Source organism: uncultured Oscillibacter sp., from assembly GCF_947654275.1.
GTDB lineage: Bacteria > Bacillota > Clostridia > Oscillospirales > Oscillospiraceae > Oscillibacter.
In genome coordinates, this window is the sequence record NZ_CANTJS010000042.1 from 1 (window position 1) to 25,425 (window position 25,425).

The window sequence follows — 25,425 nt, forward strand, 5'->3', positions numbered from 1 at the left end:
GATGTCGTGGATGGCGCGGTAGCTGGCGTCGGCGTACTTGTCGATCTCACAGTGGCCGACGCACTGGAAACCGCCCGCGCGGGTCAGTCCGGCCCGAAAGCCGCCGATCCCCGCGAACATATCAAAATAGCGGATCAGGTATCTCACCTTCCTCCTCTCTCATGCTGTTTTTTTCGATTCCGCCTCGCCTCTGGCCGGGATGCCATTCTCTCGCGGTTTTCAGGCAAGGCGCATTTATCGGGGTTTGCCCTGATCCAGGCATTCAGCTTTTCCGGGGTGGAGATGTCCGTGTCGTGGTCCTTTAAATACCCTATGACAAACTCAATGAGGGGCCGCGAGGGCAGCTTGTGGACGCAGTCCAGGCAAAAGCCCTTCAACGCCACCATGGCCCGGACCGTGTCGTTTTCCGTTCCGGTCGTGATGCTGCTGTAGTCTCCTTGAAAATGGCCCAGGATGATGCCGTCCAGAGCGATCCCCCGGTGGACGTCCCGGACGTTCGCCACATGGCCGGTATACTGTCCGCGGCGTTCGAGGCCGGAGTCTTTCTCCGGGACAAAGGACCTGATTTTGTGCCGCTCCGCCTGGGCGATTCCCGCCAGCAGCAGGTCAATATCCACTTGCGGCGTGGCCTTCTCGATCTGCTGGGTAATTTGTTCCGCCACGTTCGGCAGGGAACAGAAACACGTCCAGCGATACGCGGCCTTTGGGTCAGCGGAACGAAACGACACTTCGTAGCCGAAGGAATAGGGCGCCGCTTCATCGTGGCGGATATTCAACGCGCCGTTTACGATTCCCTCCATGATCCTGCCGCTCAGCTCCTCATGGCTCAGGCCGCCTCTGCGCTCATTCAGCAGGCTCTCCCGCTCCAGCTCGGCCTTTTTGCCCGCCAGCTCGTGTTTTAGCGCGGCAATATCCAGCGAGAGGCCACCGTCAAACAGCATCTGCGCAAGCTCATCCGGCGTTTTTCCGACGGCAGGGCCTTCCTGCGTATAAACACCCAGCCGGATGCAGTCGCCCAAAAGGTCCGCCAGTTCTTTTTTGGTAGTAAACTGCTCCATAATCACTCCCCCTTCTATGAGATTTTGTAAGTAAACGCATGGACTGTTGATCTGATATTTTCTGTGAGGGCTGTTTTGAACAGCCGCCACCATCTCATCAAAGGCCGTTTCCATGCAGTGGATATAGGTCTGGTTATCCCCCCGCAGCGCGTATCTTTCCAGGTATTCCTGTTTGAGAGCCGCGGAGGGATAAACCAGCAGCAAATCTTCTCCGTCCAGATGTTCCAGCAGGCTGATATGGCAGTTGAGCAGGACTATATCCGCGTCCACAGAACGGATATAATCAAAATAATTGTTGGGGTAGGACGGGTCCCGCTGTGTATACGCCATGCCTTTTTGCAGATGCGGGCTGCCGGCAAGATCCTCCGGAAGCACAAATTTGAACCGTTCGCAGTCCGCGTCTACGATACGGAATCTGGAATTTACAGAGGATTTTCCGATGCCCGGAAATCCCCATATGTAATATTTTTTCATTGGCGCCGTTACTCATCATTTTGCAGCCCCAGCAGAAAACCGAGGACGTTTTCTCCAACGTCCCCGGTCTGCGGCTGCTCTGTTTTTTCTCTTTTCGGAATCTGTTCCATATTGCGCAGTTCCTCCCGAACGGCGGTGCGCACAGCCTCCAGCAGCGTGTCCTGTTCCCGTACCCGGCAGACCGCCCGGCACACCGCCTCCGTCCGCTGCCCGGAGGGAACGGAGCGGAGGATTTCCCACGCCTCCCGCTGGAGGGGCGAGGCCATGGAGAAGGAGAGGTTCAGCCGTATGCGCCGCCGCTCATCTTTCATGGCTCCTCCTGCCTTTTGCCTTCATGGCGGAAGCGCGGGAGGGCGGAGGGACCGTCTGCCCCTGACGCTCAAAATCCTCTTTTGCCGCGCCTGTGAAGAAGGCGGCGCCGTCATGCCACAATCTCAAATAAACCGCGCCGTCCGCTGTAGGGATGTTCATGATTTCCACTTCAGCGCCCCAGCCGTCCCGGTACTGTGACTCAATTTGCTCTGTAAACGCCTCCAGCTCCGATACGGTGAGGTCCTCCGTCATGTCCAAATCCAGCCTTGCGTACAGAAGATCACCGCTTGCCTCTACCGTAACGTGGGCGGAGCGGATTTTGCGCCTGATTTCCGCCTCCACTTGTGGATCGTCCGGCCAATGGAGGTATTGCATGAGGTCGCCGGTGGGATATTCCTCCGTTTGAAAGGCTCTCAGCCATTGGGAAATATCCCCGCAATATTGGGCGGCGTTGTCGTACAGCGCTTCTACGGTTTCGCCGCTTTCGGGGTCCACCTGCCCGGCGCGGATTGTGGAATACAGGTGAGGATCATCGATCAAGCCGGATAAGGCTTTGTAGTAAAGTTTCATACGCCGCTGCCTCCCGGCAAAAGGCCCGCGAGCCGCTCATAGCCCTTGGCGTTCAGACATACGTCGTCCAGGATCATTGGGCGGCACAGGCCGTCTGTGGCCCGGATGCGGCGTTTCATCAGGCTGGCCCCGCCTCCCAGGAAAACGGCGGGCATGGCGCGGGCGTCCAGACCGCTCTCCGTGATGGCGGAGAGGAGACTGTGGACGTAACTGTCCGCCTCTTGTTGGATGATCTCCCTGGCCCGCCCGTCCACGCTGCCGGCGCCGCTTTGGAGAACGCTCTCAATCTGCGCCGCCGTCATGGACAGGTCCAGCCTGCGCCGGATCTGTTCGGCGATCTTGTCCAGGCAGCGGATCATGCCAATCTCCAGGCTCCGGCAGGTGGCGGCGTTGGGGATCTGGTTGTCCAGGCGCATCAGGTCCACCGTCCAGCCTCCGATGTCTGCCAGGATGACGGAGGGCTCGCCCAGCAGCTCCGGCTGGGTCAGTACGGCGGCGTAACCCTGGGGGAACAAGGACACCTCCTCAATGCTGACGGTATAGGCGGTTCCCTCGAAGCGAAAAAACACGGGCCTGCCGTCCCGGAGGAGGTAGGCCCGGAATTTCTTCTTGTCCCGCCCGAAACTGGTGAGGGGCAGGCCCGCCGCCAGATGCACGGAGGCGGCGTGGCCGGCGTTCCGATACGCCAGCTCCTTTGCGATGGCGGCGAGGGTCAGGAGGTAGTAGTCCTCCGTCAGCGTTTTATCCTTCTGGAGCGGCTGCCGCCCGCTGCCTGCTACATAGAACTTGCCGCCGTATTCCAGCACATTCTGCTGGGTATAGGGTTCATGGTCGTATTCCACCAGCCCGGTGGGGAAGGCAAAGTGGGCGGTTTTCATGGCGGCGTAGCCGTGATCAATGCCGATGGTGAGGACTTCGCTCATCTGGTATCACCTCGATCCTTTTTGATTTTCCTGCTTTTCTGGGCGGTGGCGCGGGCCTTTTTGACTGCCGGGCTGAACATATTCCAGGTATCATTGTGGCATTTGATATGCCATGCCAGCTCCTCCGGCGTCATGTGTTTGGCGCACAGCTTGGGGAGATAGGCGGCTGTCTCGCTCCATGTATAGGGGTAGTCGATGCCCTCGCCGTAGACAATGTCCTTCCTCAGTTCCTCTACCAGCGCCTGATAGGCGTCATGGTCAAAGACGGTATAGCTGCCGTGCCCGGTGAGCTTTTCATAAGCGTAGCTGCCCACATAGCTCAGGGTTTCAAAGCAGCAGCCCCCATAAGCGGGGACGTCCGCCAGGGAGTCCGGGTCCTTCAGCGCGGCCATATACACTTCTTTTCCCTGGGCAATGAGCCAGCCCTGGAAGTCCATGAATCCGTCATCTGAGCAGCCGTCACACAGGATGGAGGCCGCATTCCAGAGGCCATACTTATGCGCCAGCTCCCGGTAGCCGTGGACAATCGCGTCATAACGCAGGGCCTGCTCCGGTCCCAGCGCCGTCAGTCGGTCTACCAGCCATTGGGCGTAGGTGTCCTGATCCTGGCCGCAATGTTCCTTTGCCTGGGCGATCAGTTCCCAAAAGGTATCCTTGTTGATTTCAGTAATGGAGGGGGTGCTCATCTTGTCTCACCGTCCTTCTTTTTGACGGAACGTGTTTTTTTCTTTTTCGGAGCCGCCCGCGCCTTTTGGATGGCCGGATCGTCATGGTTCCATAGACGCCCCCGGCGGATACAGGCCCGCACCTCCTCCGGGGTCAGAAGCCGGGCGGTCAGGCGGGGAAGGTAAGCCTCTACCTCCGACCACTCGTGGGGATATCCGATCTTCGGGCCGTACACGATATCTTTTTTCAGCTCTGCCACCACCTGCCGGTAGTCCGCCGGAGAAATATCATGGTAGGCGCTGCGGCCCGTCAGCCGTTCATAGGCGATATTGGCTACATAGGGAAGCTTTGCGAACCAGCAGCTCTCCTTCCCGCAGGCGGGTATATCCGCCAACGAATCGGGGTCCTTCAGCGCCGCCAGATAGGTTTCTTTGCCCTGAAAAATGAGCCATGCCCGGAAATCGTCAAACCCGCCGGAATAACGACCGTTCTCCTGGATGATGAGCGCCGCGTTCCATAGGCCGTATTTGTTTGACAATTCCATGTAGCCGTGCAGGATGCTGTGGAAATTCAGGACCTGTTCCGGCTCCATCGCCAGCAGGTGGTCCGTCAGCCAGTATACCGTCTCCTTCTGATTTCCGCCGCAGGAAACCCTTGCCTGATCGATCAGTGTCCAGAAGGTATCCGGGGTAATCTTTTTGACGGATATCCTGCCCCACGCCATGATTCGCGCACGGTTAAATTCCTCTCTGGTCAGCAGCGGCGCGGCGGTATCCTGCCAGAAGCGGATGTACAGGCCCAGGCCGGGTCCTTCACGGGGACAGTGGGCATAACCCTCGCCCCAGCCGCGATCCCATTGGTTCCGGCAGTGCTGTTTCAGAGAGTTTACTTCCTCCGCGTCCAGCTTTTCCTTGCTCCGGCAGGTAAAGACATTATAGGGTCTGCCTAAGATCAGCTCCACCGAGCGGGTGAGGGAGACGATCTTTTCACATACTTCGGCCCAATTCTGCTTCATGGCGGTAAAAGCGTTTCGGGCGTCCTCCTGGGGCTGGAGCGCTCTGAGAGCGTTCATGATGATTCTGGTATATTCGCTCCGGCAATCGCAGCCTGCCGCCTGAAAGGGAATGGCGTGGCCGGGAGCGTCCCGGTCGATAATGTCTATCTGGAGGGGGCTGTACAGCTTCAGTTCCACCGCTTCGCTCATCTGGACTCACCTCCCCGTTTCATTTGCCGCGAGGCCACAGCGGATGCCCTCTCCAGTTCTCCTTTAGTGAGAATGGACGCGCCGCTGTCCGTATAGAAACTGACGTACAGGTCGCCGTATTCCGTGTGCCTGGGACGCTGGGCAAAGCCCTCGCCCCAGGAATCGTTGTACTGCGCCGCGCAGTATTCCTTCAGCTCGGCCAGTTCGTCAGGACTGAGTTTTCCATGGATTCGGCAGACAGCCACGCCGCACAGCACCCCGTCCAGTTCCTCCACGGAAGGAAAGAGAGAAAGCACTTTTTCATTTACGGCCTCCGAACCGTCAAAGCAGGCCATGAGGCCCCGTTCTTCTTCCTCCGGCATCCGTTCATCCTCAATGTCCTGGAGAATCACATCCCGAAATGCCGCCAAGCCGCTGCCGTCCAGGGCCTCCCTGCGGTCGTGCTCCGGCTCGGCCAACTTCCCGGACAGGGGACTGTAGAGTTTTAATTCTGTGGACTGATTTTCTATGGCGCTCACCTCGATTCCTTGAGATTTTACAACTTCCTCCGGCCCCAGGAGATTCCCAAAGCCCATGCGGTCCAGCACCTTCCGGTACAGTTCGCATTCAAACGCCCGGTACTCCGGCGCGGAGGTATCCACCTCCCGCAGCAGGGCCTGTTCATAACAGGTCCCGGTCACGATTTCCCATTCCACGGCTCCGAACCGGGCAGAGGTGAGCCAGCGCAGAAGCTGGCGGCCATCCATTGCCTCGAACATCCCCCGGTTGTCCTCGTAAGCGAAATAGCTGCATGGGTCAATGCCGGTCATGTTCTTTGCTGTGCGGTACAGCGTGAAGCCCTGGGGGTCCAGGCTGGGGGAAATTGTTTCATAAAACTTTATCATTTTCGCCAGGGACTCCAGCTTCGGGCAGAAGGCGTCCAACGCGGCTTGCAGGGCCTCCGCTTTTTTCTCAGAGAAATTCATCCGGTGCCGTGCTTCACTGTAATCTCCGCTGAGGCGCTGGCGCTCCAGTTCGCTCTTTTCCAGAGACTTTTGCGCCTGACTCAGCTCCCGCTGTACCGACTCCAGCCGGGTGCGGACGTCCGGGTATTCACGAAACTCCCGCAGACGGCCCAACAGGCTCATGATCTCCCCGCCTTTCGGAACCGGGAGAGGAAGCGGTCCAGCACCCGGATGCGCCCGGTGACCTTCATGGAGGACACCTCCAGTCCGTTCATCTGGCTCTGGATGCGGCGGCGGATGGCCTGGAGAGCCTGCTGGTCGTTGCAGCACTCCAGCACGATGTACTCGCCGCCGCGGGCCAGGACTTCCCTCTGGCCCTGCTCGTCCCGGATGCTGGCCATGAGCCGCTGGCCCAGGCGCTTGCGGTAGCGGTCCTGGAGAAGTTCTGTGTCACAGGACACATGATGTTTTTTGAGGATGGCGGCGATCTCGCCGGAGCTGATCCGCATGTTGGCGAACAGCGCCGTCAAAATCTCATCCTCCGCCTCCGGGGGCAGGAGGGGCCTGCCGGGAGGGCCGGTGGTTTTAACAATGTTCTGATTACTCAATCATTCAACTCCTTCTTGCAAAACGAGAAAGGCACCGGCCCAGTATAGGCTCAGCCACTGGCGGACGGTGCGTTGATCCTGTGTCATCGCTCCGGCCCCGCCTTCCTCTTTGCTCCTTTTTGCACGATCTTCTGGGGAGCGGGAGCAGCGGCGCCGTCTCCGAAGACGTAGATTCCGCCTACCTGCTCCAGATTCTTCCCGCCGGTTTCAGGCGGAAGCGTCTCCGGCGTATAGGCCGCGAGGAGGCGCTTGGACAGCGGGCTTCTGCGGCCCTGATAATAGCTGTAGAGATGCGGCCCCTCCCGGTATACCGCGTGGGGCGGGGCGCCGTTGTGCTGCAGCAGATAGGAAACCACAGCCTGTTTTTCCTGGAGGAAGCCCGGCTGAACGCCTTGTGCCAGCTCCTGGCCCATGCCGTTGACGTACTGGACCATCTCCCGGATATTCCGGCAGTCAAACTCCGGCGCGTCAAAACCGTACCGCTCTGTGAACAGCGACCACTTCGCCCGCTCATGGGGACTGTCCAGCGAAACCAGAAAATATTTGCCGTTCCGCTCTCCCTCCAGCGGCTCGAAGCGGGCGTCGTCATACAGCGGCCCGCTCATGGGGCAGTTGTTCTTGAACCAGACGTAGTAATTGTCCAGGATGAAGGGATCGGTGATGCCTATGACTACCCTGCCGATCTTTTTCAGCCGTCCGGCCAGGGCGTGATCCTGGCAGAACCAGTCGTACCAGCCCGCTGTGCATTGGGTGTGAATATCCGAGCTGTTGAACGCCCCGGCTTTAAACTGTTCCTGCCATTGGCGGACAGAGATTTCTTCCCGGCTCATCGCTCCGCCTCCTTTTTCCTATGGGATTTATGTGCGGTTTTGACTGGAGAAGATAGGGCTTTTTCCTCATCCTCCGCGCACCAGACGTAGATTCCCCTGATTTCTTCCGAATCGGAACCGGGCGGAACATCCTCCTGGCTGGCGGCTGCCCTTATCATGCACCGCCGCCCGTTCTGAAAAGAGGTGTAACTGTAGCGGTGATCCCCCTCCCGATAAGCATGGGGCCGTGAGGGTTCTCCTCGAAGAAGGGCAAACACCTCAACGGCAAACCTTTCCGCAATGAAGGGCGGCTTGATCCCCTGCTCCAGTTCAGGCCCCAGGCGGTTGACGTACCGGATCATCTGCCGAATGTCCCTGCACTCAAACTCCGGTGCGCCGTAGCCGTACCGTTGGGTGATAAGCGCCCATTTTGTCCTCTCATAGGGGCTGTCCAGCGAAACCAGAAAATATTTCTCCGCGTCCTCATCCAACGGCATAAAGCGCACATCGCCGTAAAACGGGCCAACCGCCGGGGTGTTATCCTTGAACCAAACATAGTGATGGTCCAGGATAAAAGGATCGGTGACGCCCATGACGAGGCGGGCAAGCGTCTGGAGCCTGCGGTCGCTTAAAGGGTGATAGAAATCCTCCCATCCGGCCTGTTCATCGCTGTCAAATGTCCCGGCCTTGAACCGCTCCTGCCATTGGCGGACAGAGATTTTTCTCCGGCTCATCGTTCCACCTCCCCTCTTTTGGAAGATTTGCTTTCCGCTTTTTGAGGGATTGGAAAGCGCGGATCAGGGCTGTATACATACAGCCCTTTGATAAAAGCCGCCTGCTCTGGAAGGAAACCGGAGGGCAGGTCTTTCCGGTCAGAACTCACAATGATTATGTGTTCCCGTCCGTCCCGTCTGGCCCTGAAGCTATAACGGTGATCTCCGTCCCGGTAGATACTGATTTCCCCGGATTCACCATGAAATATATGCGCGTATGCCGAGGCGGCCCGTTTCTCCGCAACGATTGGAGATCTCGTGTTCCGCTCCAGTTCAGGACTGATTTTGGCGATGTATTCCAGCAGTTCCCGGACGTCCCAGCAGTCAAACTCCGGCGCGTCCTCACCGTACCGTCCCGTAAAAAGCGACCATTTTCTGCGGTAATAGGGGTTGTTCAAAAGGACCAGAAATGTTTTATCATTGTCCTCCTCCCTCAGAGCGCAAAAGCCCACTTCATCGTACAGCTTCCCGAACCGTGTATACAGCCTTCGAAATGAAATGCTGAAATTATCCAGAATGTAAGGACTTGTAATGCCCATGATCACTTGGGACAACTGTTTTGTGCGGTCAGCCAGAGTTTTGGCCGAGAACTCCCAAGAGCGCCAGCCAAGCCTTTCCAGCGTGGAATAATCCGAGTAGTCAAAGCTGCCCGTCCTATATAATTCCTGCCACTGGCGGACAGAGATAGGTTCATCCATCCTTCGGCCCTCCCGGCAGCATCGTTTCCAGGATGCCGGCGATGGTGGAGAACACCTCCGCCAGCTCACGGGCCTCCTTGACGCTGTCCTCGATTTCATTGGGCCGCATACGGGTATTCTCCACCCAAATGCGGACATTCACCTCCGTGGGGGTAAGCAGCACAGCCCGTTCAAACGCCTTGCAGAACAGGGCGGCGATCTTGCCCCGCCGGTCCGCCTCGGCGTCGATGGCCTGAATATCCTTTTTCGCTTTCAGAAGCTCTACTGCTTGGGCGGCGGCTTCCTCCCGCTGCTCCTCCGGCAGCGCTTGTACCTGTTTGGTGATGTTGTAGCCCTGGTTCACAGACAGCTCCCCGCTGTCCAGAGCCTCCTTCACGGCGGCAGGGGCGTGTTCATCAATCTGCATGACCCGGCTCATGGTCTGATGCCCGATGCCAACAGCGTCTGCCAATTCCTGTGTGGTATTTACAGGAGAAAGCGCTTTTTGCGAATTCGCAAAAAGCGCTCCATGTTCTGATTTGTCGCCGCCAGCGGCAGATTGATTTGCTCTGGCCTTGGCCTCGATATCCGGCCTCAGCTTCAGAGCAATCTTGCCCAGCTCCCACTTCTCTAAATTGCGGCGGCCACGCTGGTTCTCAATGGCCCAGCGCTTGGCCTCCAGAAGATCCTCAAACGAAAACACCGCCATTTTATACGGAATGCCGTGCTTCTCGCACAGGCTCTGGCGGTTGTGCCCGTCGATGATCACCATGTCCTCATTGACAATGATGGGAGCGTAACAGCCGTTTTTCAACAGGTCCGCCTCCAGGGCGGCGAGCTGCTCCCCCGTGAGAGGGGGGAGCAGTTCCGCCATTTCCGGCAGCACTACCGGCGTCCGGTCCGCGCTGCCATATTCGACGCCTGTGTTCCGCATCAAGCGACAACTTCGCTCTCAGGCATCCCGGCGGCCTCCCGGTTCGCCTCGGCGGCCATGGCGGCGGTGTTCGCCTTCCTGGGGGAGAGGAACTCCACCTCCGTGCCCTTGATGAGGAAACCGGGCTGACGGGAGGGATCGTCGTCAAAGGCGATGGTTTCGAAGTCCCCGGCGGCGGCCAGCTTGCAGCCCTTGTAGGCCATGGCGGCGCAGCGTTCCGCCAGACGGCCCCGGACCTTGATGGAGACGAAGTCGGTGAGCTGGGTGCCGTCCTTGGCCCGGTAGCGCCGGTCCGAGGCGATCCGCAGGATAGCGTAGGGCCTGCCGTCCTCGTGGGCCTTCAGCTCCACGTCATTGGTCAGGTTTCCGGTCGCAGTGATTTTCAGCATAGACATTTCTCCTTTGCATGATGTATATTTAATGTATAGGCGGTCCGCTGAGAAGCGGACCGCCTGGGTGCGGGATCAATAGCCGGTGCGGGGCAGCTTGGGCGCGGGGGTTTTCTTCCCGTAGACGGTGGTCACCCAACGGCTGACCGCCTGGACCCAAACGCCCTGGTAGGTGCCCCCCACATCCGCCTTGTTCACGAAGGAACCGGCGGCGATGCTGGACACGGCCTTACAGTGCAGCATGGGCTTCTCCACCTGAGCAAAGCCTCCGGGGACCTGACCGAACACGAACATAATTTCCGTGACGCGCTCGTTGCTGGCGAGGCCCAGGGCCACGGCAGAGGCGGCGAGGGTGTAGTTCTTCTGGGTGGAGAGATTGTCCGCCAGGGTCTGGGGTTCACCGCCGTTCACCCGGTAGGTGATCTTATAGGTGCCGGGGAAATTGTAGGTGCCGGTGACGATCTTCTCCAGCCGGACCTCGGCAGGCAGGGTATCCCGCCAATAGAAATTGTCGAGGCGCACGTTGGAGCTGTTGGCGATGTTGGAGAACACATAGCGCACGGGCTGGCCCGCCATGGCCTCGGCGGGGCCGGTCTTGGTGATGGACACTCCGGTGCTCATGCTCTTGTTGGTGACCTCGAAGCGGACGATCTGGCCCTCATGCTCCAGGTAGGCGGTCAGGGGCGTCTCGTTCACGCCGTAATTGGCGGGCGCTTTCACCTCGCGGATGGTATAGCGACCCAGGGGGAGCTGCCGGGAAACGGCGAGACCTCTGCCGTCGCTGCGGATGGTGTCCACAAGGTTGCTGGCCTTGTCGTAGATTTCAAACACCGCGCCCTCCAGCAGCGTTCCGGCGGGGAGGCCGTTGGTGGAGTTGTAGTCGGCGGATTTCTTCGTGATCTGGATCTGTCCGCTGATGGGGGTGTTCTCCCACTCGACGAGGGTAGTCTCGCCGGGCTTCACATAGACGGTTTTCATCTGGGTGTCCGTGATGTAGCCCTCGTTCTCCAGCTCCCGCAGGTAGTAGCGTCCCGCCGTGGTGATGTTCTCGATGTACACGTATCCCTGATTATCAGAAGTGTACTGGCCCACGGGGGTGTTGGCGCTGTCATAGAGCAGGAAGGAAACCCCGTAGATTCCCTTCTTGGTGACAGAATCGACCTTGTGAATCAGGATTCCACTGAAAGCCTTGTTGGTCACGGTAAGCGTGGTGGTTTCGCCGTCTTTGACGGTGAAATACTGCGGCGTCTCATCAACTTTGAAGCCCTTCGCGGCCTCGATCTCCACCGCATAGTAGTCGCCCGCGTCCAAATCCACATGGACCCGGCCAGTGGAGTCCGTGGTGACCGTCTCCACCAGAGCGCCGTCCATTTTCCGAATCTCGAACTTCACGTTGGGAATGCGCTGGGTTTTGTCCGCCTCATTGACCTTGATCAGCTCCAAACCACCCACGGGGGCATTGTAGAAGGTCAGGGTTTGGCCCTCACCCTCCTTGATCTCAATGCTCTTGGGAGTACCATCCAAAACGAAGCCATCCACTGTGGCGGTTTCTTTTGCGGTAATGACCGTGCCGGGCTTCAAATCGGAGAGGACAATGCGCCCGAACTCGTCTGTTTTGTAGACGCCTTTATTGGGGCCGACGTAGGAGCCGCTGCTGTCGGTGATGAGGAACTCGACGTTGGCCAGGGGCTGGTCCTTGGTGCCCGTCACCAGCTTCTGGATCGTGAGAGTCGTACCAGGGGTGTTGTACACGGTGAGGGTCTGGGTATCGGCAGGATTGACCGTGACCACCTGCCGCTTCGTGCCGGGGTCAATGGTATAATTTGGAAGCGTTTTGACCTCCTCAACGACCACGGTTCCCACAACGGGGACCCGAATCTCACCATTGGCGTCGGTTGTATAGAGGCCCAGGGAGGACAGATGTCCAAAGTTGTCGTCCACATAGCTGCCGGAGGCATAGCTTAATTTGAACTCCACCCCGGCCAACGGCTGGGAAGTCAGCTTATCCAGTTTCTTGATCACGAGGTATCCCGTTGCCTGATTGACCACCCGGAGCGTCTGGCCCTGCTCACCCGCTTTGATGAGGATGCTTTTGGGACTGCTGTCCAGGACCACGCCCTCCGGCACGGAAATTTCCTTTGCGGTAACCGTGGTTCCCGGCTCCAGGTTGGGAATCACGATCCGGCCATTTTCGTCGGAGGTAAACTCACCGTTGCTGCTGCCGATCACAGCGCCGGTCTGATCCGTAACGAGGAACGTTACCCCCTTCAGCGGCTTCTCGCCGCTCTCGGTTTTCAGATACTTCTCGATAGTGAGGGTAACCTTCGGGACATTCTCCACGACTACATTGTTTCCGCCGCTGCCACCAGCAGAGGAGCTTCCTCCGTTGGAGGTCCCGCCGCTGGCAGAGCCGGTGATCGTGCTGCTGTTGCTGCCGTTGCGGACCGTGATAACATGGGGTGTGGGGTCAAGGACATAATTGGAGGGCACCCTGGATTCCACCACGACCACCGTCGAATTGGGAGTAAGGCCCGTCACGGTCACGGTCCCATCGGCCCCGGTGGTGTAACGGCCAATGAGGCTCCCGTCGCCGTCTTTAAGCGTGAACTCCGTATTGGGTACGGGCTTTCCGGTAATCGCGTCCTTTTTCGTGAGCGTCAACGAGCAGAGAGGCTCATTGTATACGGTGATCGTCTGCGTATCCGCCGGGTTGACGGTGACGGTCTGGATACGGGTGGCCTCGTCGATGATGTGGGTGGGAAGCGTCTTGACCTCTTTGACTACCACTGTTCCCACCACGGGGACCCGAATTTCCCCATTGGCATTGGTGGTGTACAGGCCCTTGCTGGACAAGTGGCCATGAGCGTCGTCCACATAGCCGCCCTCGGCGTAGGTCAATTCAAATTCGACGTTGCTCAAAGGCTCCTTCGTGATCTTATCCAGTTTGCGGACCACGAGATAGCCCGTCTTTTTGTTGTAGAAGCGGAGGATATTGGCCCCGTCGTCGCTGATCTTGATGGTCTTGGGGATGCCGTCCAGCACCACGCCGTCGGGCACCTTGATTTCCCGCACGGAAATGGTGGACCCCGGCTCGACCCCGGCGATCACCACCCGGCCATCTTCGCCGCTCACGAACTCGCCGTTGCTGTTGCCGACTACCGCGCCGCTGCTGTCCGTGACGAGGAAAGTCACTCCTTTCAGGGGCTTGTGCTCGCTGCCCTCCTCCTCAATGTACTTTTCAATAATGAGTGTGTTTTTCGGGCTGTTATAAAAATAGAGGTTCTGAACGTCGTCGGGATTCACCACCACCGTCTGGCTCCTGGTTTCCGGGTCAATGGTGTACCCAGGAATGGTGGCCTGTTCGGTGACGACCACTGTGCCCACGATGCCGCTGATGGAAATTTGGCCGTTGGCGTCCGTATAGTAGATGCCGTTGCTGGAGAGTTTCCCGTCTTCATCGTCCACGACGCAGCCGGGGGCGTAGCTGACCTTAAACTGTACGCCCGCCAGCGGCGTCTTGCGGTCCAGGCTGCTGTACTTGTGGATCACCAGGGACCCCAGGGGCTGATTATACAGCTCGATATTGTAGGTGCCGGGTCCCTTGACCTCAATGGTCTTGGGGGTGTCGTCCAGCAGGAATCCGGGCTTACTTTTTACCTCCTGCACGATATAGCTGCCGGGTTCCACTGGGATTTTGATGAACCCCGCCTCGTCGGTACGGAACTCGCCGTTGGACTCGCCTACCACGGTGCCGTCCGTCCGGGTGACGCGGATTACCACGTCGCTCAAAGGCTCCTTCGTGGTGGACGACATCTTTTTGATGACGAGATTCCCCACAGGCTGGTTGTAAAAGTAGACGCTCTGGTGGTCATCGGGATTCACCACAATGGTCTGGCTCTTGCGGTTTTCGTCGATGAGGTAGCCAGGGATCGTGGAAATCTCCGTGAATACCAGTGTGCCCGTCACACCGCTGATGTTGATCTGGCCCTCGGAGTCGGTATAATAGATTCCATTGGAGGACAACTTGCCGCCGATGTTGTCCACCACCTGCCCGTCGGCAAAGGTGATCTTGAAACCCACGCCCTCCAAAGGCGTCCGCCGGTCCAGACTGCTGAACTTATAGAGTGTGACGGACCCCTTGGGCTGGTTGCGGAACTCCAGGCTCACGGTCTGGCCCGCCTTGATGGTGGCGGTTTGAGGCACGTCGTCCAGGATGTAATTTTCCTTTGCCCTGGTTTCGCGCACCACCAGCGTCGTGCCAGGGTCGATGTTGGAGATCAGGATGGTGCCCGCACTATCCGTTACGAACTTTCCATTGGCGTCGCCAATCATGGTCCCATGGCTGTCGGTGATTAAAAATTCGCAATCACTTAAAGGCTCGTGGGTCGTGGACGAAATTTTCTTGACCAGCAAACTGCCCTTGGGACTATTGCCGAAGTAGAGCTGCACCACGTCCTGCTCCTTGCCGGAGATATAGGCCGTCTGGGGCGCGGTGTCCATGACATGATCGCCGTCGCTGGCCAGCTCCTCCACGGTGTAAGCGCCCGCCTTCAGGCGGTTGATGGTAAAGCTGCCTCCGGGGCCGGTCTTGTAGGTGCCAATTACCGTGCCGCCGGTTCCGCTGGTGCCGGACATGTACTTTACCTGGAAAATAGCGCCCTCAACCGGCTCGCCAGTGACGGAATCATATTTCCAGACCACGAGTGCCGAGAGGGGCGTATTTTGGAAACGGACCGTTTTACTCTCGTTTCCGTGGATGATGACCGTCTGCGTGAGCGGTTCTTTGAGCTGGAAGCCATCAGCGGGCTCCACCTCGGTGATGGTAAATTCGCCGGGGTACAGCCGCTTGCCCAGCTCATGGACCCGGATTTCGCCTCGCGCGTCGGTGAACACCTCGCCGTAGTCGATGGTGGCGGGGGCCTCCGCGGCCTCGCCGTTGCTGGTGTAAACCACGTGGAATTTCGCGTGCTCAATCGGCTCGCCAGTGATAGAATTTTCCTTAAAAATGGTCAATTCCGGGGCTTTGCGGTTGCGGAAGACCACGGTTTTCTCGTCGCCCGCGCTGAGGGTAATGGCCTGGGTCCGGTCCGCGTCCTTATCCGGGAGGTAGTAGGGCGAGGGCACGGACTTTTCTGTGATTTCATAGGTGCCGGGTTCCACCCGCAGGGAGACGGTGCCATCCGGCCCGGTGGTCCAGTCATCCTGATACGTGCCGTCCAGGGCCTTGACGGTCAGGACCGTTTTGGGGATCGGGGTCTGGCTGTCCGCGTCAATTTTCTTGAGGGTGAGCAGGGGCTTCTTCTGGTTTTCAAAGAGGACCTCTTTCTCGTCACCCGCGTTAAGGCTGACGGTCTGGGAGGGGGTGTCGCTGATGCAGTACGGCTCCGGGACGGACCGCTCCGTGATTTTGTAAGAGCCGGGGGCCACCCGCAGCTCCACGGTCCCATCGGGGCCTGTGGTCACGTCGTGGCGGTAATCACTGTCAATGGCTTCGATCAAGAAGTTCGTATTCGGGACAAAAACAGCGGGATTGGTACCTTTCTCGACTTTTGAGATTTTGAGGAGGGGCTGCTTCAAATTGTCAAAAACGAGCTGCTGGTCGTCGCCGGCGCCCAGCCAAATGGTTTGGGTGGGTTCATCGCCAACGACCCACGGGTCCGGTACAGACTTCTCTGTCACCTCATAGCTGTCCGAGGGGATAGCGGTAAGGACCGCTTTGCCGTCCGGCCCTGTGGTCACGTCGTCATGGAACCCATAATGAATACCACGGATTTCAAAGTGGGCGTTTGCCACGACATCGCCAGTCTGCGCGTCCCGTTTCAGGATGGTCAAGTTCGGGAGGCGTTTATCCGCCGCTGTGACGGTGATGGTGCCGCCTCCGTTGATGGTGGCCTGATCGATGTGCGCAAACACAGGCTCGTCCAGTTTGGCCCAAGGAGACGGCGCGGACACCTCGACGAAGGCGTACATCCCCTCTTCCACGTCCGTAACCGTGATGGAGCCGTCCTCCTTGGTGGCCTCGGTACCAACAATTTGGCCGTCCCGCAAGATATTAAAAACAGCGCCGGGGAGGGGATTGTTGGAATTATCCAGTTTGATGAGCTTGACCTTCACCTTGGCGTCGTTCTCGAAAATTAAGGACACGTCTGTTTTGCCGTCCCAAACAAAGGTCTGCTTGACCTTGCTCTGGTCGGGGCTTTTCGTGTAGCCGGAGGGCGGGGTGACTTCTTCCGCGACATAGCTGCCGATGGGCATCGTGTCCCAAGGCACGTCGGTGAGCCAGCCGCCCTCGACGGTGGTATAGGTCCCCACAAAGCTGTTGTCCACGCCGGTGATCTTAATGACCGCCCCGGCGAGGCCCTTGGTGGGGTCATCGGCATCTACCTTGCGGATGCTGCCCTCTCCGGTGATGGTGGTGCTGTCCCGGAAGGTGACGGTCACCGTCTTGTTCCCATTGCTGGGCAGAGTAACGTACTGCGGGGCGGCGCTGTCAATCACGTACCCGCCCGGAGGAGGCGCCGTTTCAGTCACGGCGTAAGTACCGGCGCTGAGGCCCCCGATCCGGTAGCTGCCGCCTTCCCCCGTAATAATATCCTTGGAGTAGGAGCCGTTGGTGGACTCAATATGGAATCCGGCTCCAGGCAGACCCTTGCTGGGATTGGTGGCGTCCACCTTCTTGACGATGAGGGCGTATTCCTCCTGCTCGATATGCTCCACCGTCAGATCGCCCAGGATGATCTTCTGCACGGTACCGGCGGGGTGAGCGCCGGAACCCGCGCCGGTGAAGGTGTACTCGTACACGGCGCACTTGCCCCAGACGCCCTGGCTGCCCAGGTCGAGGATAAACTGGGTCCGGTCCCGGAAGGAGCTTTCGCCCTGCTTCTGGTCGATGCTGGTGTAGTGGGTGCCCTCCAGGGTGTTGTAGACGGCCATCAGTTCCTCAGCGCAGGCGACGACGGGGTCGCTCATGCTGCCCTGCTGGTAGCGCCAGATACAAGCCTGAACCCAGGCGTTCATATACCAGCGGTAGCCGGGACTCCACACATCCGCTACGCCGAGAGCCTCCGCCTCGTCGGTGAAGACGCCGGTGGAGTGGGCGTAGTAATAGGCCATCATGGTTTCCACGGTGGGATCGGAGATGGAGCGCTTGTTGCCCCAGGTCTGGCCCTGGAGGGAAGTACCCATCCCGCCGCCCTTTGTGCCACAGAAGCCGACGGTGTCCTGGTTTCCATTCTTGAAGGTCATTTCATGAAGGGTGCAGCGCCCCAGGGCGGCGGACTGATACGCCACGCCGGAGTGGCCGAAGTCCTTCAGCGTGATGGTGTCGCTTGCGGCGAAGGCCGTCGTGGGGAACAGACCCAAGACGCAGACCAGCGCCAGCAGCAGGGCCGTCAGGCGCGTACACAGGGAATGGTGTTTTTCTTGCATAGATGATTCCTTTCCAATTGATTTTTTGAACGAAAAAGGCCCCTTGGCGTGATGCCAAGGGGCCTCCGTGTGGTGTGAGATTCCTTATTCGTAAGGGTTATGTCCGGTGGGATCGCCTACGACCATGTAGCAGTAGGCTTTTCCATTTTTGAAGGTGACGCCGGTTCCGACGTGGGAGCCTTCCTCCAACAGCATGGTTTCGTAGTGCCCGGGAGACTCCTTCCAATAAGCGATAGCCTGCCGCGCGACATCCGGGCAGCCGTAGGTATGGAAGACAGTCAGGTTGTACATCCCGGCGTGGGGCCAGCCATAGCGGATGAGGGCCATGTGGTCATAGGGCCGGTGCTCCGTAACGCATTGGCTGGACACATCCTGGGCGGCGTTCATGAGGGACTCGTCGACGGGCAGCTCCGCGAGGCCGTTTTCCAGGCGCACCTCGTTGATGAGGCGCACCATCTCCAGGCGGACGTCCATGTTGGCGGACAGGTCCAAGGTATCCGCTTGAGTAAGAGCAGACTTTTCTTTTGGGGAGCCGTCTGCCGCTCTGGCGGAGCTTACCGTCAGCGTCAGGCTGCCGGTGGTTTCGGCCTCGTTGGTGACGGTGATCTCGGCGGTTCCCTCCGCCTTTGCGACGGCCACCCAAAAGGTCAGCACCTGCTCAACGGCGACGACCTCCGGGTTACTGGAGATTGCTGTGTACTCCACTCCGGCAGGGCCGATGATGAGGCCGCTCCTTTCCCCGGCCTCCAGCGTGCTGCCCTTGTAGCTGCCCACCCGGATCTCCGGGTCCGCCGCCTGGGCCGGGCCTGCCAGCAGCGCCGCGGACAGAACGCCGGCCGCTAACATCTGAAACAGTTTTCTTTTGCTTTTCATAGCCGTTTCCTCCGTTTTCTCAATATTGTTGGGATTTTGCAACCGCAACACTACCACAGATTCGGAGGAATGTCTATTGGAATTGGCAGACAGTCCGGCTTACCTCAATCGGTCATTTCAACCGCTCTCACACACCAGCGGAGGTCCCGCTCGTCCCGGACGCAGGTGTACAGCGTCAGGCAGTTATCGGAGGTGTTCTCCAGGCTGCTCCGGTCTGTTTCCGTAACCTTGGCCACAGAGGTCACCTCATAGGTCCGGGTGCCCTGCTTGGTGGTCAGGGTAATCTCGTCGCCGGCCTCCAGGGTATGGATTTTGCCAAAGTACGAGTTGGTCCCCCGGTTGTGCGCCGCCAAGCCAACGTTGCCATTCCAGATGGAGGTCTCCTCGAAGTGGCCCACGCCTTTCTTCAAAGCGGTATTGTCAGTTCCCTGGACGATCTTGACGCTCAGGCCGATGGCGGGGATCTTCAGCGTTCCCAAGGAACCGTTGCTGTAGTAGCTGTCCTCGGTGACGCTGGTGAAGCCCACAGAGGCTGTGTCATTGGGCCGGGTGGTGACACTGAAATGCTCCGGGGGAGTGGAGGCATTGGATGAGCCGTTTCCGCTGGCAGAAATCGAAGTGCTGGGCAGGAAACCACCCATGCCGCTGGACACGCCGTTTTCCGAAACAGAGTAATTCGCGCCGCCCACCTGATTCACCAGCCCGCCATTCAGAGCGCCGGGGACCAGATTGGGCGTCAGGTGTTCGCCGCTGCCGGGGAGGTAGCTGGTGGGGGTGCCGAAACCGGGGGCCACCAGGGCCACGTTCTTGCTCCGGTCCACGTTGGGGTTCTCCTCCTCGTAGATCGTATCGTCGCTGGTGGGACGGGCAAACAGGAAGTCATCCGCACCGTCATAGCTGTACTCAAGGGCGCTGGCCTGAACGGCGCACAGGGCACAGATCATGCAGGCCAGCAGGAACATTCTGAACTTTTTCAATGGCATTATCTCCTCTCTTTAATCTTCTTGTAGACGAACGCGCCGCCGAGGGCAAGCAGCAGCACGGCCCCGCCGATCATGATTGGGCGCTTGATGCCGGAAATATCGGCAGGCTCACCGTTCTGGGTATCGCTGCCCAGCAGATCCTTCGGGGCCTCGGTGCTGCCGAACACGGCGGTGTAGGTGACCACATTGCAGCCGGTCTTGGACACCTCGCCGGAGTAGTCGGCACTCACCGTGTACCCGGTGGCGTATTTGCTGGAGGTACTGCCAGTGTAACGGGCCGTGGCGGTGTAGCGGGTGACCACACCCTCGCCGTCCTCCTGAGTGGAATTGCTCCACTGGACGTCCGCCAGGGTCAGGGTCCGCCCGCCGTCCGAGATCGTCTTGGGCACCAGGGAGAGGTCCGCATCGGACAAATTCGGATAGGTGCGGCTGGCGGATACGGTGCCAGTCTTGGTGGCGTATCCGTCCGTGGTCACCTTGACCGTGGTGTGGTCCAGGTGAAGCGTTCCGGTGTAGCCGTCCTCGGTGGTGGCCTCGATCTCGGCGTCCAGGGTCTGGAGGATCTTCTCCATGTTATTGGTATCGCTGGGGATGGTCACGGTCTGGACATGGGGCTTGGTATCCACACCCACCTCATCCTTCCGGGTCATGTCCAGCAGGTAATACAGCCGCCCGTTCCGGGTGAAGTCCTCTGTGGGAATGAGGCTTGGATCGTCATCCAGGGAGAGCTGATAGACCTTCTGGATGCGAAGCTCGTCGAAGTCGCCGTAGGTGTACTCCTCCACGGAAATGGGGTAGTAGGCGCTGTCCCTGCCCGGCCCGGATTCTTCGGCGGCAGAGGCGGGGACGGTCAAAATGGTACAGATCAGGAATGCCGCCAGGAACAAATGAATCGTTTTTTTCATAAATATGACCATTCCTTTCCGCTGCGCAGAAAGGCACAAAAAGGGATGAAACAGGTGCCTCTAACGCAGCAAGCGAAAATTTGTTAGACTGTACTTGAGGAAGCAGGCACACTACAGAGCACGTGAAGGTGAGTAGGCCCAGCAATGAGCTGGACTGAATAAATATGTGTGCTGGATGCTCTTTCAAGCACAAATGAATAGGGCTTTGCACCCTGTAACCTTATCTTTGGAGAGACGGACTACTTCAATCTTTCAATGAGCGTCCAGTCCCTGCCTGTTTCCTCAAATACTGCATTGAGGGGATGTGTTATGCTCAAAATCGTTTACCCCATTTGCTGCGGGATGGATGTCCACAAGGCATTTATTGTAGCGTGTATCGCCTCAACAAATGGGCAAGGTGTTACCACCTACAAAAGCAAGCGCTTTTCTACGTTCACCAATGACTTGCGGCGGTGCGCCGTCTGGCTGGCAGAAAACCATTGTAAGGATGTGTGCATGGAATCCACAGGGAAGTATTGGATTCCCGTTTACAATATTCTGGAGGATACCTGCACCATTGTTCTGGCCCACCCCAAGTACGTCAAGGCAATACGGGGCAAGAAAACGGACAAGAAAGACGCCAAATGGATCGCTGATATTTTCAAGCACGACCTGGTGTCCGGCAGTTTTATCCCGACCGCGGATATCCGGCAGCTCCGGGATCTGATGCGCTATCACTGGAAATTGACTAACCTCACCACCGGAGAGAAAAACCGTGCCCAAAACTGTCTGACGGTTTCTAACATCAAATTGGATGATGTGTTTTCCGACGTTTTTGGCAAAGCAGCTTCCGCAATTACGACCCGCCTGTTGGAAAGCAGCGAACCCTTTGACGTGACGCAATACCTTACCAAGAATATCAAAGCCCCAGTGGAGAAAATACAGGCCGCTGTGGACGGAGAGATGTGTGCTGAACAGGCTGAAAAGCTCCGCATCATCCGCTCCCACATGGATGTCCTGGAATTGTGCAAGCTGAACCTGCAATCCCTGATCCTGACTACCGCTGAGAAATATCTCCCGCAGATTGACCTCGTTACAACGGCTCCGGGTGTCCAAGCCTTTTCCGCCATTGGCATTATCTCTGAAATTGGCGTGGATATGTCCGTGTTTCCCACCTCGAAGCATCTTTGCTCCTGGGCTGGGCTTACGCCGCAGAACAATGAGAGCGCTGGGAAGAAAAAGACTACCAGGATCAGCCGCGCCGGGGCCTACATCAAGCCGCTGCTCGTACAGTGTGCCCTTGCCGCCATTAAAGCGAAGAAGAAACACCCGGAAATCTTTCACCGTTATCAGAATCTGAAAAAGCGCCGGGGCCACAAGAAAGCGGTTATCGCCATCGCCAGAATGATGCTGACCGCCATCTACAATATGCTCAAGAAAAACGAGCCGTATAATCCCGAACTCTATCACAAAGCTGACCGTCCTCCTGCACACCGCGAGGTTTCTCTGGAGGAGGCTATCTACATCATCCAACGGCAAGGATATTTAGTGACCGCACCGCCTACCGCTTAGTTTTTGAACTCATCTTCATTTCAGCCCGCTTTTAGGGGGCTTGGTTTTGTGCACCCTTTTTTCGGTTGCGCATCCATCATGATGTTTCAACCTTGATGTTCTCCTATTCGTTATCGTTCTTCCCCGCGCCTGGCGGGAGCCACTCTCTGAGGCGGGGCGATGGTTTTCTCAATGGAGCCGCCGATCTGACGGCTCATGCCCTGGATTTCCTTCAGAAAGGCCAGCCGGTCCTCGGGCGTCCAGCCCTGGCAGCGATTCGCCATCCCCGTCAGGTCCGGCAGCTCCCGCTGGATGCCAAAGCGGCGGCACAGAATATACGACACGCTCTGGGCGCTCAGTTCGCAGCCCTCCCGGCTGTAAGCGGGATTGCGGCCCCGGTCGTGGAACCGGGCCTGAGCGATCTCGGCGGCGATGGCCGCAAACGCCTGGCTGTCCGAATAACTGGGGTTGATGGCCAGCGACATCTCCCTGGGATCATAATAGGCCCCGGCGGACAGATTCTCATCGGCCACCACCTGAACCGGCGAGAAGTTCAGCAGGGCGGTCAGGGCCGCGTCCATCGCCTCCGTGTCGTCCCTCAGTTGGGGCGTCCGTAGCTCCCGGCCCTGGGTCTGAGCGATATCATAGACGCTGGTGAGGCTGTATCCCCGGCCCGTGGAAGACCGGGTGAAGATGCTGGCGCCGTTGTTCAGTTCCGGCTCCTGTACGAAGCGGCCCAGGTCCTTCCAGTGGCTACGGGTGTGTAAAACGGTGGCCTCCGGGAGCTGGGCCATGGCCAGGGCCACATTTCCGGCGCTGTAGGACGGATTGTCCCCCTGCATAGTCAAATAGCGGGCAAATTTCTCCGGGTCCTCGATGATCTGCGTGACGCTGGCGTCCCGGAGGGCGGAAGCGGTTTCCTTGTCCGCCTGCCGCTCCTCCCGCCACTTGGCGTCTGCGGCGGATTTGTCGCTGATGATCTTGCCTAAGTTCGCCATGGGATTGATCTCCTCCTTTTTCGTAGGATTTTCTTTCTTCTGGGGCTTTTTCACCTCCTCCAGGACTCCCGTGAGCTTGTATTTGAGCTGCGCGTTCCAGTCCTTGCCGTACTTCGGAACCCGGATCTCCACCTCGTACCCAGCCTCCCGATACTTCTCCCGCATCTCCTTTGCCGCTGTGATTCCAGGCTCATCGTTGTCCAGCAGGAATTTGATGGATTTCAGGTGGGGATAGTCCCGGAGGTAGGTGTCCAGCGGGCCGCCGTACAGCCCGCAGAGGGCGACGGCGTTGCTGCGGACCTCCGGGCAGAGGGTGCAGAAGCTCATGAGGTCGATGGGGGCCTCGAAAACGGACACCTCCTCGATCTCCGGGTCGCAGGGCAGGCGGAAGCCGATTTTCTTGTCGCTGCCCAGGACGTCCCGCTTGAAGCTGGAGCCGCCTCGGCCACAGGTGCCGCGTTTGCTGGCGAATCTGGGCTGACCGCTGCCATCCCTGCCAACGAAAACGCAGTTGTGATATTGGGCGTCTTCGTACAAAAGCCCGGCGTCCATAAAGGCGCGTATGACCTGGGCGGACACGCATCGCCCACGAAGGTAGGCGAAGACCCGCCGCTGGTCCGGGTTTGCAGGGGGCAGGACGAAGGGCGGCTTCTCCTTGGGCGGAGGCGGCTTGGGGCGGGGGACAGGCTGATTCCGGTCGGGGGAGTCCCTGGAGCGGCCATGATAGGCCAGCAGGTAATCCACCGCCTCCGGGAAGCGCATCCCGCAGAATTCCTGGAGAAAGGTGATGGCGTCGCCGCCCTGCCGGGTGGAGTAGCGTTTCCATCTGGTGGGGTCCCGGATGCGGATGCTGTCCATCTCCGCCGTGGTGTAGTAGCTGCCGATTCGCTTCAAGGTGTAGCCCAGCGAGGGCAGCAGGCCCAGCAGGTCCGTGTGCTTGGCAATGTCCAGCTCCGTTTCCGTGAAGCCATAAGTCAAGGCTTCGCTCAAAATGGTTCACCTCCAATCCGGCTGAAAGCAAAAACAGCCGGGCAGGGTACTCCATTTCGGAATACCCTGCCCGGCTGCTTCTCCTGGGGCCGTTGTGTTTGCGCTGTCAAGTCTGAACTTTCACGAAATCCGTCCGTCTTTTTCTACATTTCCAGCATTGAGGTTTCTGTTCCTTCCAGATACAATACCCAGCGGTGCTGTAAAAGCCACACATCAGCGCGTGACAAAAACGAAAAGTCCCCGGCATCCCGTTTGGGATGCCGGGGACTTGTGCCGGAAGGTGCTCACGCCGGCCACACAGGGCCACTGTGGCGTGTCAGGGCTTCTCCGGGGCCTCCTCCTCGGGATCGGCGTCCTCGCCGGGGGCGTTGCCCTGCCCGGTCTCCTCGGCGGCCAGCCGCTCGGCCTCGTTCAGCGCCTCCTCGATCAACCCCAGCACGAACTCCCGTTGGGTCAGCTTCCTGCCGGTCCGCTGCGTCTCCCGCTCCAGGTGGGCCTTGATCCGCTGGAAGAGGTCCTCCGGGATCTGGAAGGCCATCGTTCTCGTATTGCCGCTCATAGTCGTCGTACCTCCGTTTTTCTTCAGATTGTAGTATTCGATCAGCAGATTCGTGATGTACTCGCTGGTGGTCTGGCCCGCCGCCTCTTTGGCCTCACTGACTTGTGCGTGGAGGCTGAGGGGGATCTGAGCACAGAGGTTCTTTTTTTGTTCCATGCTGCCGTTCTCCTTCCCGTTTGTTGTAACGACAGTATAGCCGGAAGCCTACGGAAAAGCTATTACCAAGACCACCGAAGAACGCTGAACACATGAAGCATAAGCAACAATGGTGTAAAATGATGGCGTATGCAAAGAAAACCCACCCCAGCCTGTTATGGCCTGGAGTGGGTGACCGTGTTTTTACTCCCAATTGAAAAAATGGGGTTTTGCATCTTCGTGGGCGGTATTTGGGGACAAAGGAGGAAATTTATTCCAATCGCTTCTCCAAGTTTTTGCTAATGCTGGAAATTTATAAACTTCCTTTTGTTTTTTGAGAATAAAGTTCTCGTTTTTATCAGGCATCTTTTTCCCCTACACAAGGTTTCTCAGAGGGGTAAATTCGTTGTCCTCTCGCGCTGTGTCCACACCGTCATTGATAGCGATGTAGCGTACATCGTACTCCGGGAAAATGATTTCGATAAGTTCCCCGGTTTTCAGATAATTCCGGCCCAAACGGGATAAGTCCTTGGTAATGACCGTCGCCACATTTCCGGCCTCAACTTCACGGAGCATGGCTTGAAGTCCCTCACGCTCGAAGCTGACCCCGGAAAATCCATCATCAATAAAAAAGCGGGTGTTCAGGAAAAAATGTTCATCAGCGTACCGTTGTAAAATCAGCT

21 protein-coding genes and 1 pseudogene are annotated in these 25,425 nt (G+C 58.3%); 1 reads left to right on the plus strand and 21 read right to left on the minus strand.

The annotated features are described in order from the left end of the window. The 18 genes from Q0063_RS10940 to Q0063_RS11025 form a co-directional block, all read right to left on the minus strand. Positions 1-120, minus strand: a 120-nt coding sequence (locus Q0063_RS10940) for a DNA cytosine methyltransferase (protein ID WP_297872033.1), incomplete at its 3' end; no start/stop codon positions are given. A 23-nt stretch (positions 121-143) separates the two neighbouring features. Continuing rightward, on the minus strand, positions 144-1,388 hold the full coding sequence (locus Q0063_RS10945) for a hypothetical protein (protein ID WP_297872014.1): 1,245 nt from the start codon (positions 1,386-1,388) through the stop codon (positions 144-146). A gap of 152 nt (positions 1,389-1,540) precedes the next feature. Continuing rightward, a complete protein-coding gene (locus Q0063_RS10950) occupies positions 1,541-1,843 on the minus strand; it encodes a hypothetical protein (RefSeq protein WP_297872015.1) in 303 nt (100 codons plus the stop codon). Further along, a complete protein-coding gene (locus tag Q0063_RS10955; protein ID WP_297872016.1) occupies positions 1,833-2,414 on the minus strand; it encodes a hypothetical protein in 582 nt (193 codons plus the stop codon). Before Q0063_RS10955 ends, Q0063_RS10950 begins: the two co-directional genes overlap by 11 nt. Further along, positions 2,411-3,337: a ParM/StbA family protein gene (locus Q0063_RS10960; protein ID WP_297872017.1), complete on the minus strand. Its 927-nt coding sequence runs from the start codon at positions 3,335-3,337 to the stop codon at positions 2,411-2,413. Before Q0063_RS10960 ends, Q0063_RS10955 begins: the two co-directional genes overlap by 4 nt. Then, the gene (locus Q0063_RS10965) at positions 3,334-4,023 is read right to left on the minus strand and encodes a DUF4240 domain-containing protein (protein WP_297872018.1); all 690 of its coding nucleotides are present in this window, start codon (positions 4,021-4,023) and stop codon (positions 3,334-3,336) included. The genes Q0063_RS10960 and Q0063_RS10965 overlap by 4 nt, the downstream gene beginning before the upstream one ends. Continuing rightward, on the minus strand, positions 4,020-5,207 hold the full coding sequence (locus tag Q0063_RS10970; RefSeq protein ID WP_297872019.1) for a DUF4240 domain-containing protein: 1,188 nt from the start codon (positions 5,205-5,207) through the stop codon (positions 4,020-4,022). Before Q0063_RS10970 ends, Q0063_RS10965 begins: the two co-directional genes overlap by 4 nt. Further along, positions 5,204-6,334: a hypothetical protein gene (locus Q0063_RS10975; RefSeq protein ID WP_297872020.1), complete on the minus strand. Its 1,131-nt coding sequence runs from the start codon at positions 6,332-6,334 to the stop codon at positions 5,204-5,206. Before Q0063_RS10975 ends, Q0063_RS10970 begins: the two co-directional genes overlap by 4 nt. Beyond that, the gene (locus Q0063_RS10980; RefSeq protein ID WP_297872021.1) at positions 6,331-6,759 is read right to left on the minus strand and encodes a synapsin-1 (Synapsin I); all 429 of its coding nucleotides are present in this window, start codon (positions 6,757-6,759) and stop codon (positions 6,331-6,333) included. Before Q0063_RS10980 ends, Q0063_RS10975 begins: the two co-directional genes overlap by 4 nt. A gap of 83 nt (positions 6,760-6,842) precedes the next feature. After that, the gene (locus Q0063_RS10985; protein ID WP_297872022.1) at positions 6,843-7,589 is read right to left on the minus strand and encodes a hypothetical protein; all 747 of its coding nucleotides are present in this window, start codon (positions 7,587-7,589) and stop codon (positions 6,843-6,845) included. Then, positions 7,586-8,302: a hypothetical protein gene (locus Q0063_RS10990; RefSeq protein ID WP_297872023.1), complete on the minus strand. Its 717-nt coding sequence runs from the start codon at positions 8,300-8,302 to the stop codon at positions 7,586-7,588. Before Q0063_RS10990 ends, Q0063_RS10985 begins: the two co-directional genes overlap by 4 nt. Continuing rightward, entirely contained in the window at positions 8,299-9,039 is a 741-nt protein-coding gene (locus Q0063_RS10995; RefSeq protein ID WP_297872024.1) for a hypothetical protein, read from the minus strand. The genes Q0063_RS10990 and Q0063_RS10995 overlap by 4 nt, the downstream gene beginning before the upstream one ends. After that, entirely contained in the window at positions 9,032-9,952 is a 921-nt protein-coding gene (locus Q0063_RS11000) for a hypothetical protein (RefSeq protein ID WP_297872034.1), read from the minus strand. Before Q0063_RS11000 ends, Q0063_RS10995 begins: the two co-directional genes overlap by 8 nt. Beyond that, complete coding sequence (locus Q0063_RS11005; protein WP_297872025.1) at positions 9,952-10,341, minus strand: single-stranded DNA-binding protein; 390 nt, start codon at positions 10,339-10,341, stop codon at positions 9,952-9,954. The genes Q0063_RS11000 and Q0063_RS11005 overlap by 1 nt, the downstream gene beginning before the upstream one ends. Before the next feature lie 75 nt (positions 10,342-10,416). Further along, positions 10,417-17,769 carry a collagen binding domain-containing protein gene (locus Q0063_RS11010; protein ID WP_297872026.1) on the minus strand — a complete coding sequence of 2,451 codons (7,353 nt, stop codon included), beginning with the start codon at positions 17,767-17,769 and terminating at the stop codon, positions 10,417-10,419. An 84-nt stretch (positions 17,770-17,853) separates the two neighbouring features. Continuing rightward, positions 17,854-18,642, minus strand: coding sequence for a CAP domain-containing protein (locus Q0063_RS11015; protein ID WP_297872027.1), 789 nt, complete (start codon positions 18,640-18,642; stop codon positions 17,854-17,856). Between the two features lie 104 nt (positions 18,643-18,746). Next, positions 18,747-19,625, minus strand: a complete 879-nt coding sequence (locus tag Q0063_RS11020; RefSeq protein WP_297872028.1) for a class D sortase — start codon at positions 19,623-19,625, stop codon at positions 18,747-18,749. Continuing rightward, a complete protein-coding gene (locus tag Q0063_RS11025) occupies positions 19,625-20,530 on the minus strand; it encodes a hypothetical protein (RefSeq protein ID WP_297872029.1) in 906 nt (301 codons plus the stop codon). Before Q0063_RS11025 ends, Q0063_RS11020 begins: the two co-directional genes overlap by 1 nt. A 309-nt stretch (positions 20,531-20,839) precedes the next feature. Here Q0063_RS11025 and Q0063_RS11030 point away from each other — a divergent pair, with 309 nt between their 5' ends. After that, a complete protein-coding gene (locus Q0063_RS11030) occupies positions 20,840-22,081 on the plus strand; it encodes an IS110 family transposase (RefSeq protein ID WP_297872030.1) in 1,242 nt (413 codons plus the stop codon). Between the two features lie 110 nt (positions 22,082-22,191). On the opposite strand, the gene Q0063_RS11035 is transcribed toward Q0063_RS11030, so the two are convergent. From Q0063_RS11035 to Q0063_RS11045, 3 genes and pseudogenes are all read right to left on the minus strand, one after another. Further along, a complete protein-coding gene (locus Q0063_RS11035) occupies positions 22,192-24,048 on the minus strand; it encodes a DUF3991 and toprim domain-containing protein (RefSeq protein ID WP_297872031.1) in 1,857 nt (618 codons plus the stop codon). Positions 24,049-24,364: 316 nt separating this feature from the next. Next, positions 24,365-24,763 carry a translation initiation factor 2 gene (locus tag Q0063_RS11040; RefSeq protein ID WP_297872032.1) on the minus strand — a complete coding sequence of 133 codons (399 nt, stop codon included), beginning with the start codon at positions 24,761-24,763 and terminating at the stop codon, positions 24,365-24,367. 363 nt (positions 24,764-25,126) lie between these two features. Further along, positions 25,127-25,423 (minus strand): annotated as a pseudogene (locus Q0063_RS11045) (recombinase family protein); the annotation flags it as partial. Positions 25,424-25,425: the final 2 nt, after the last annotated feature.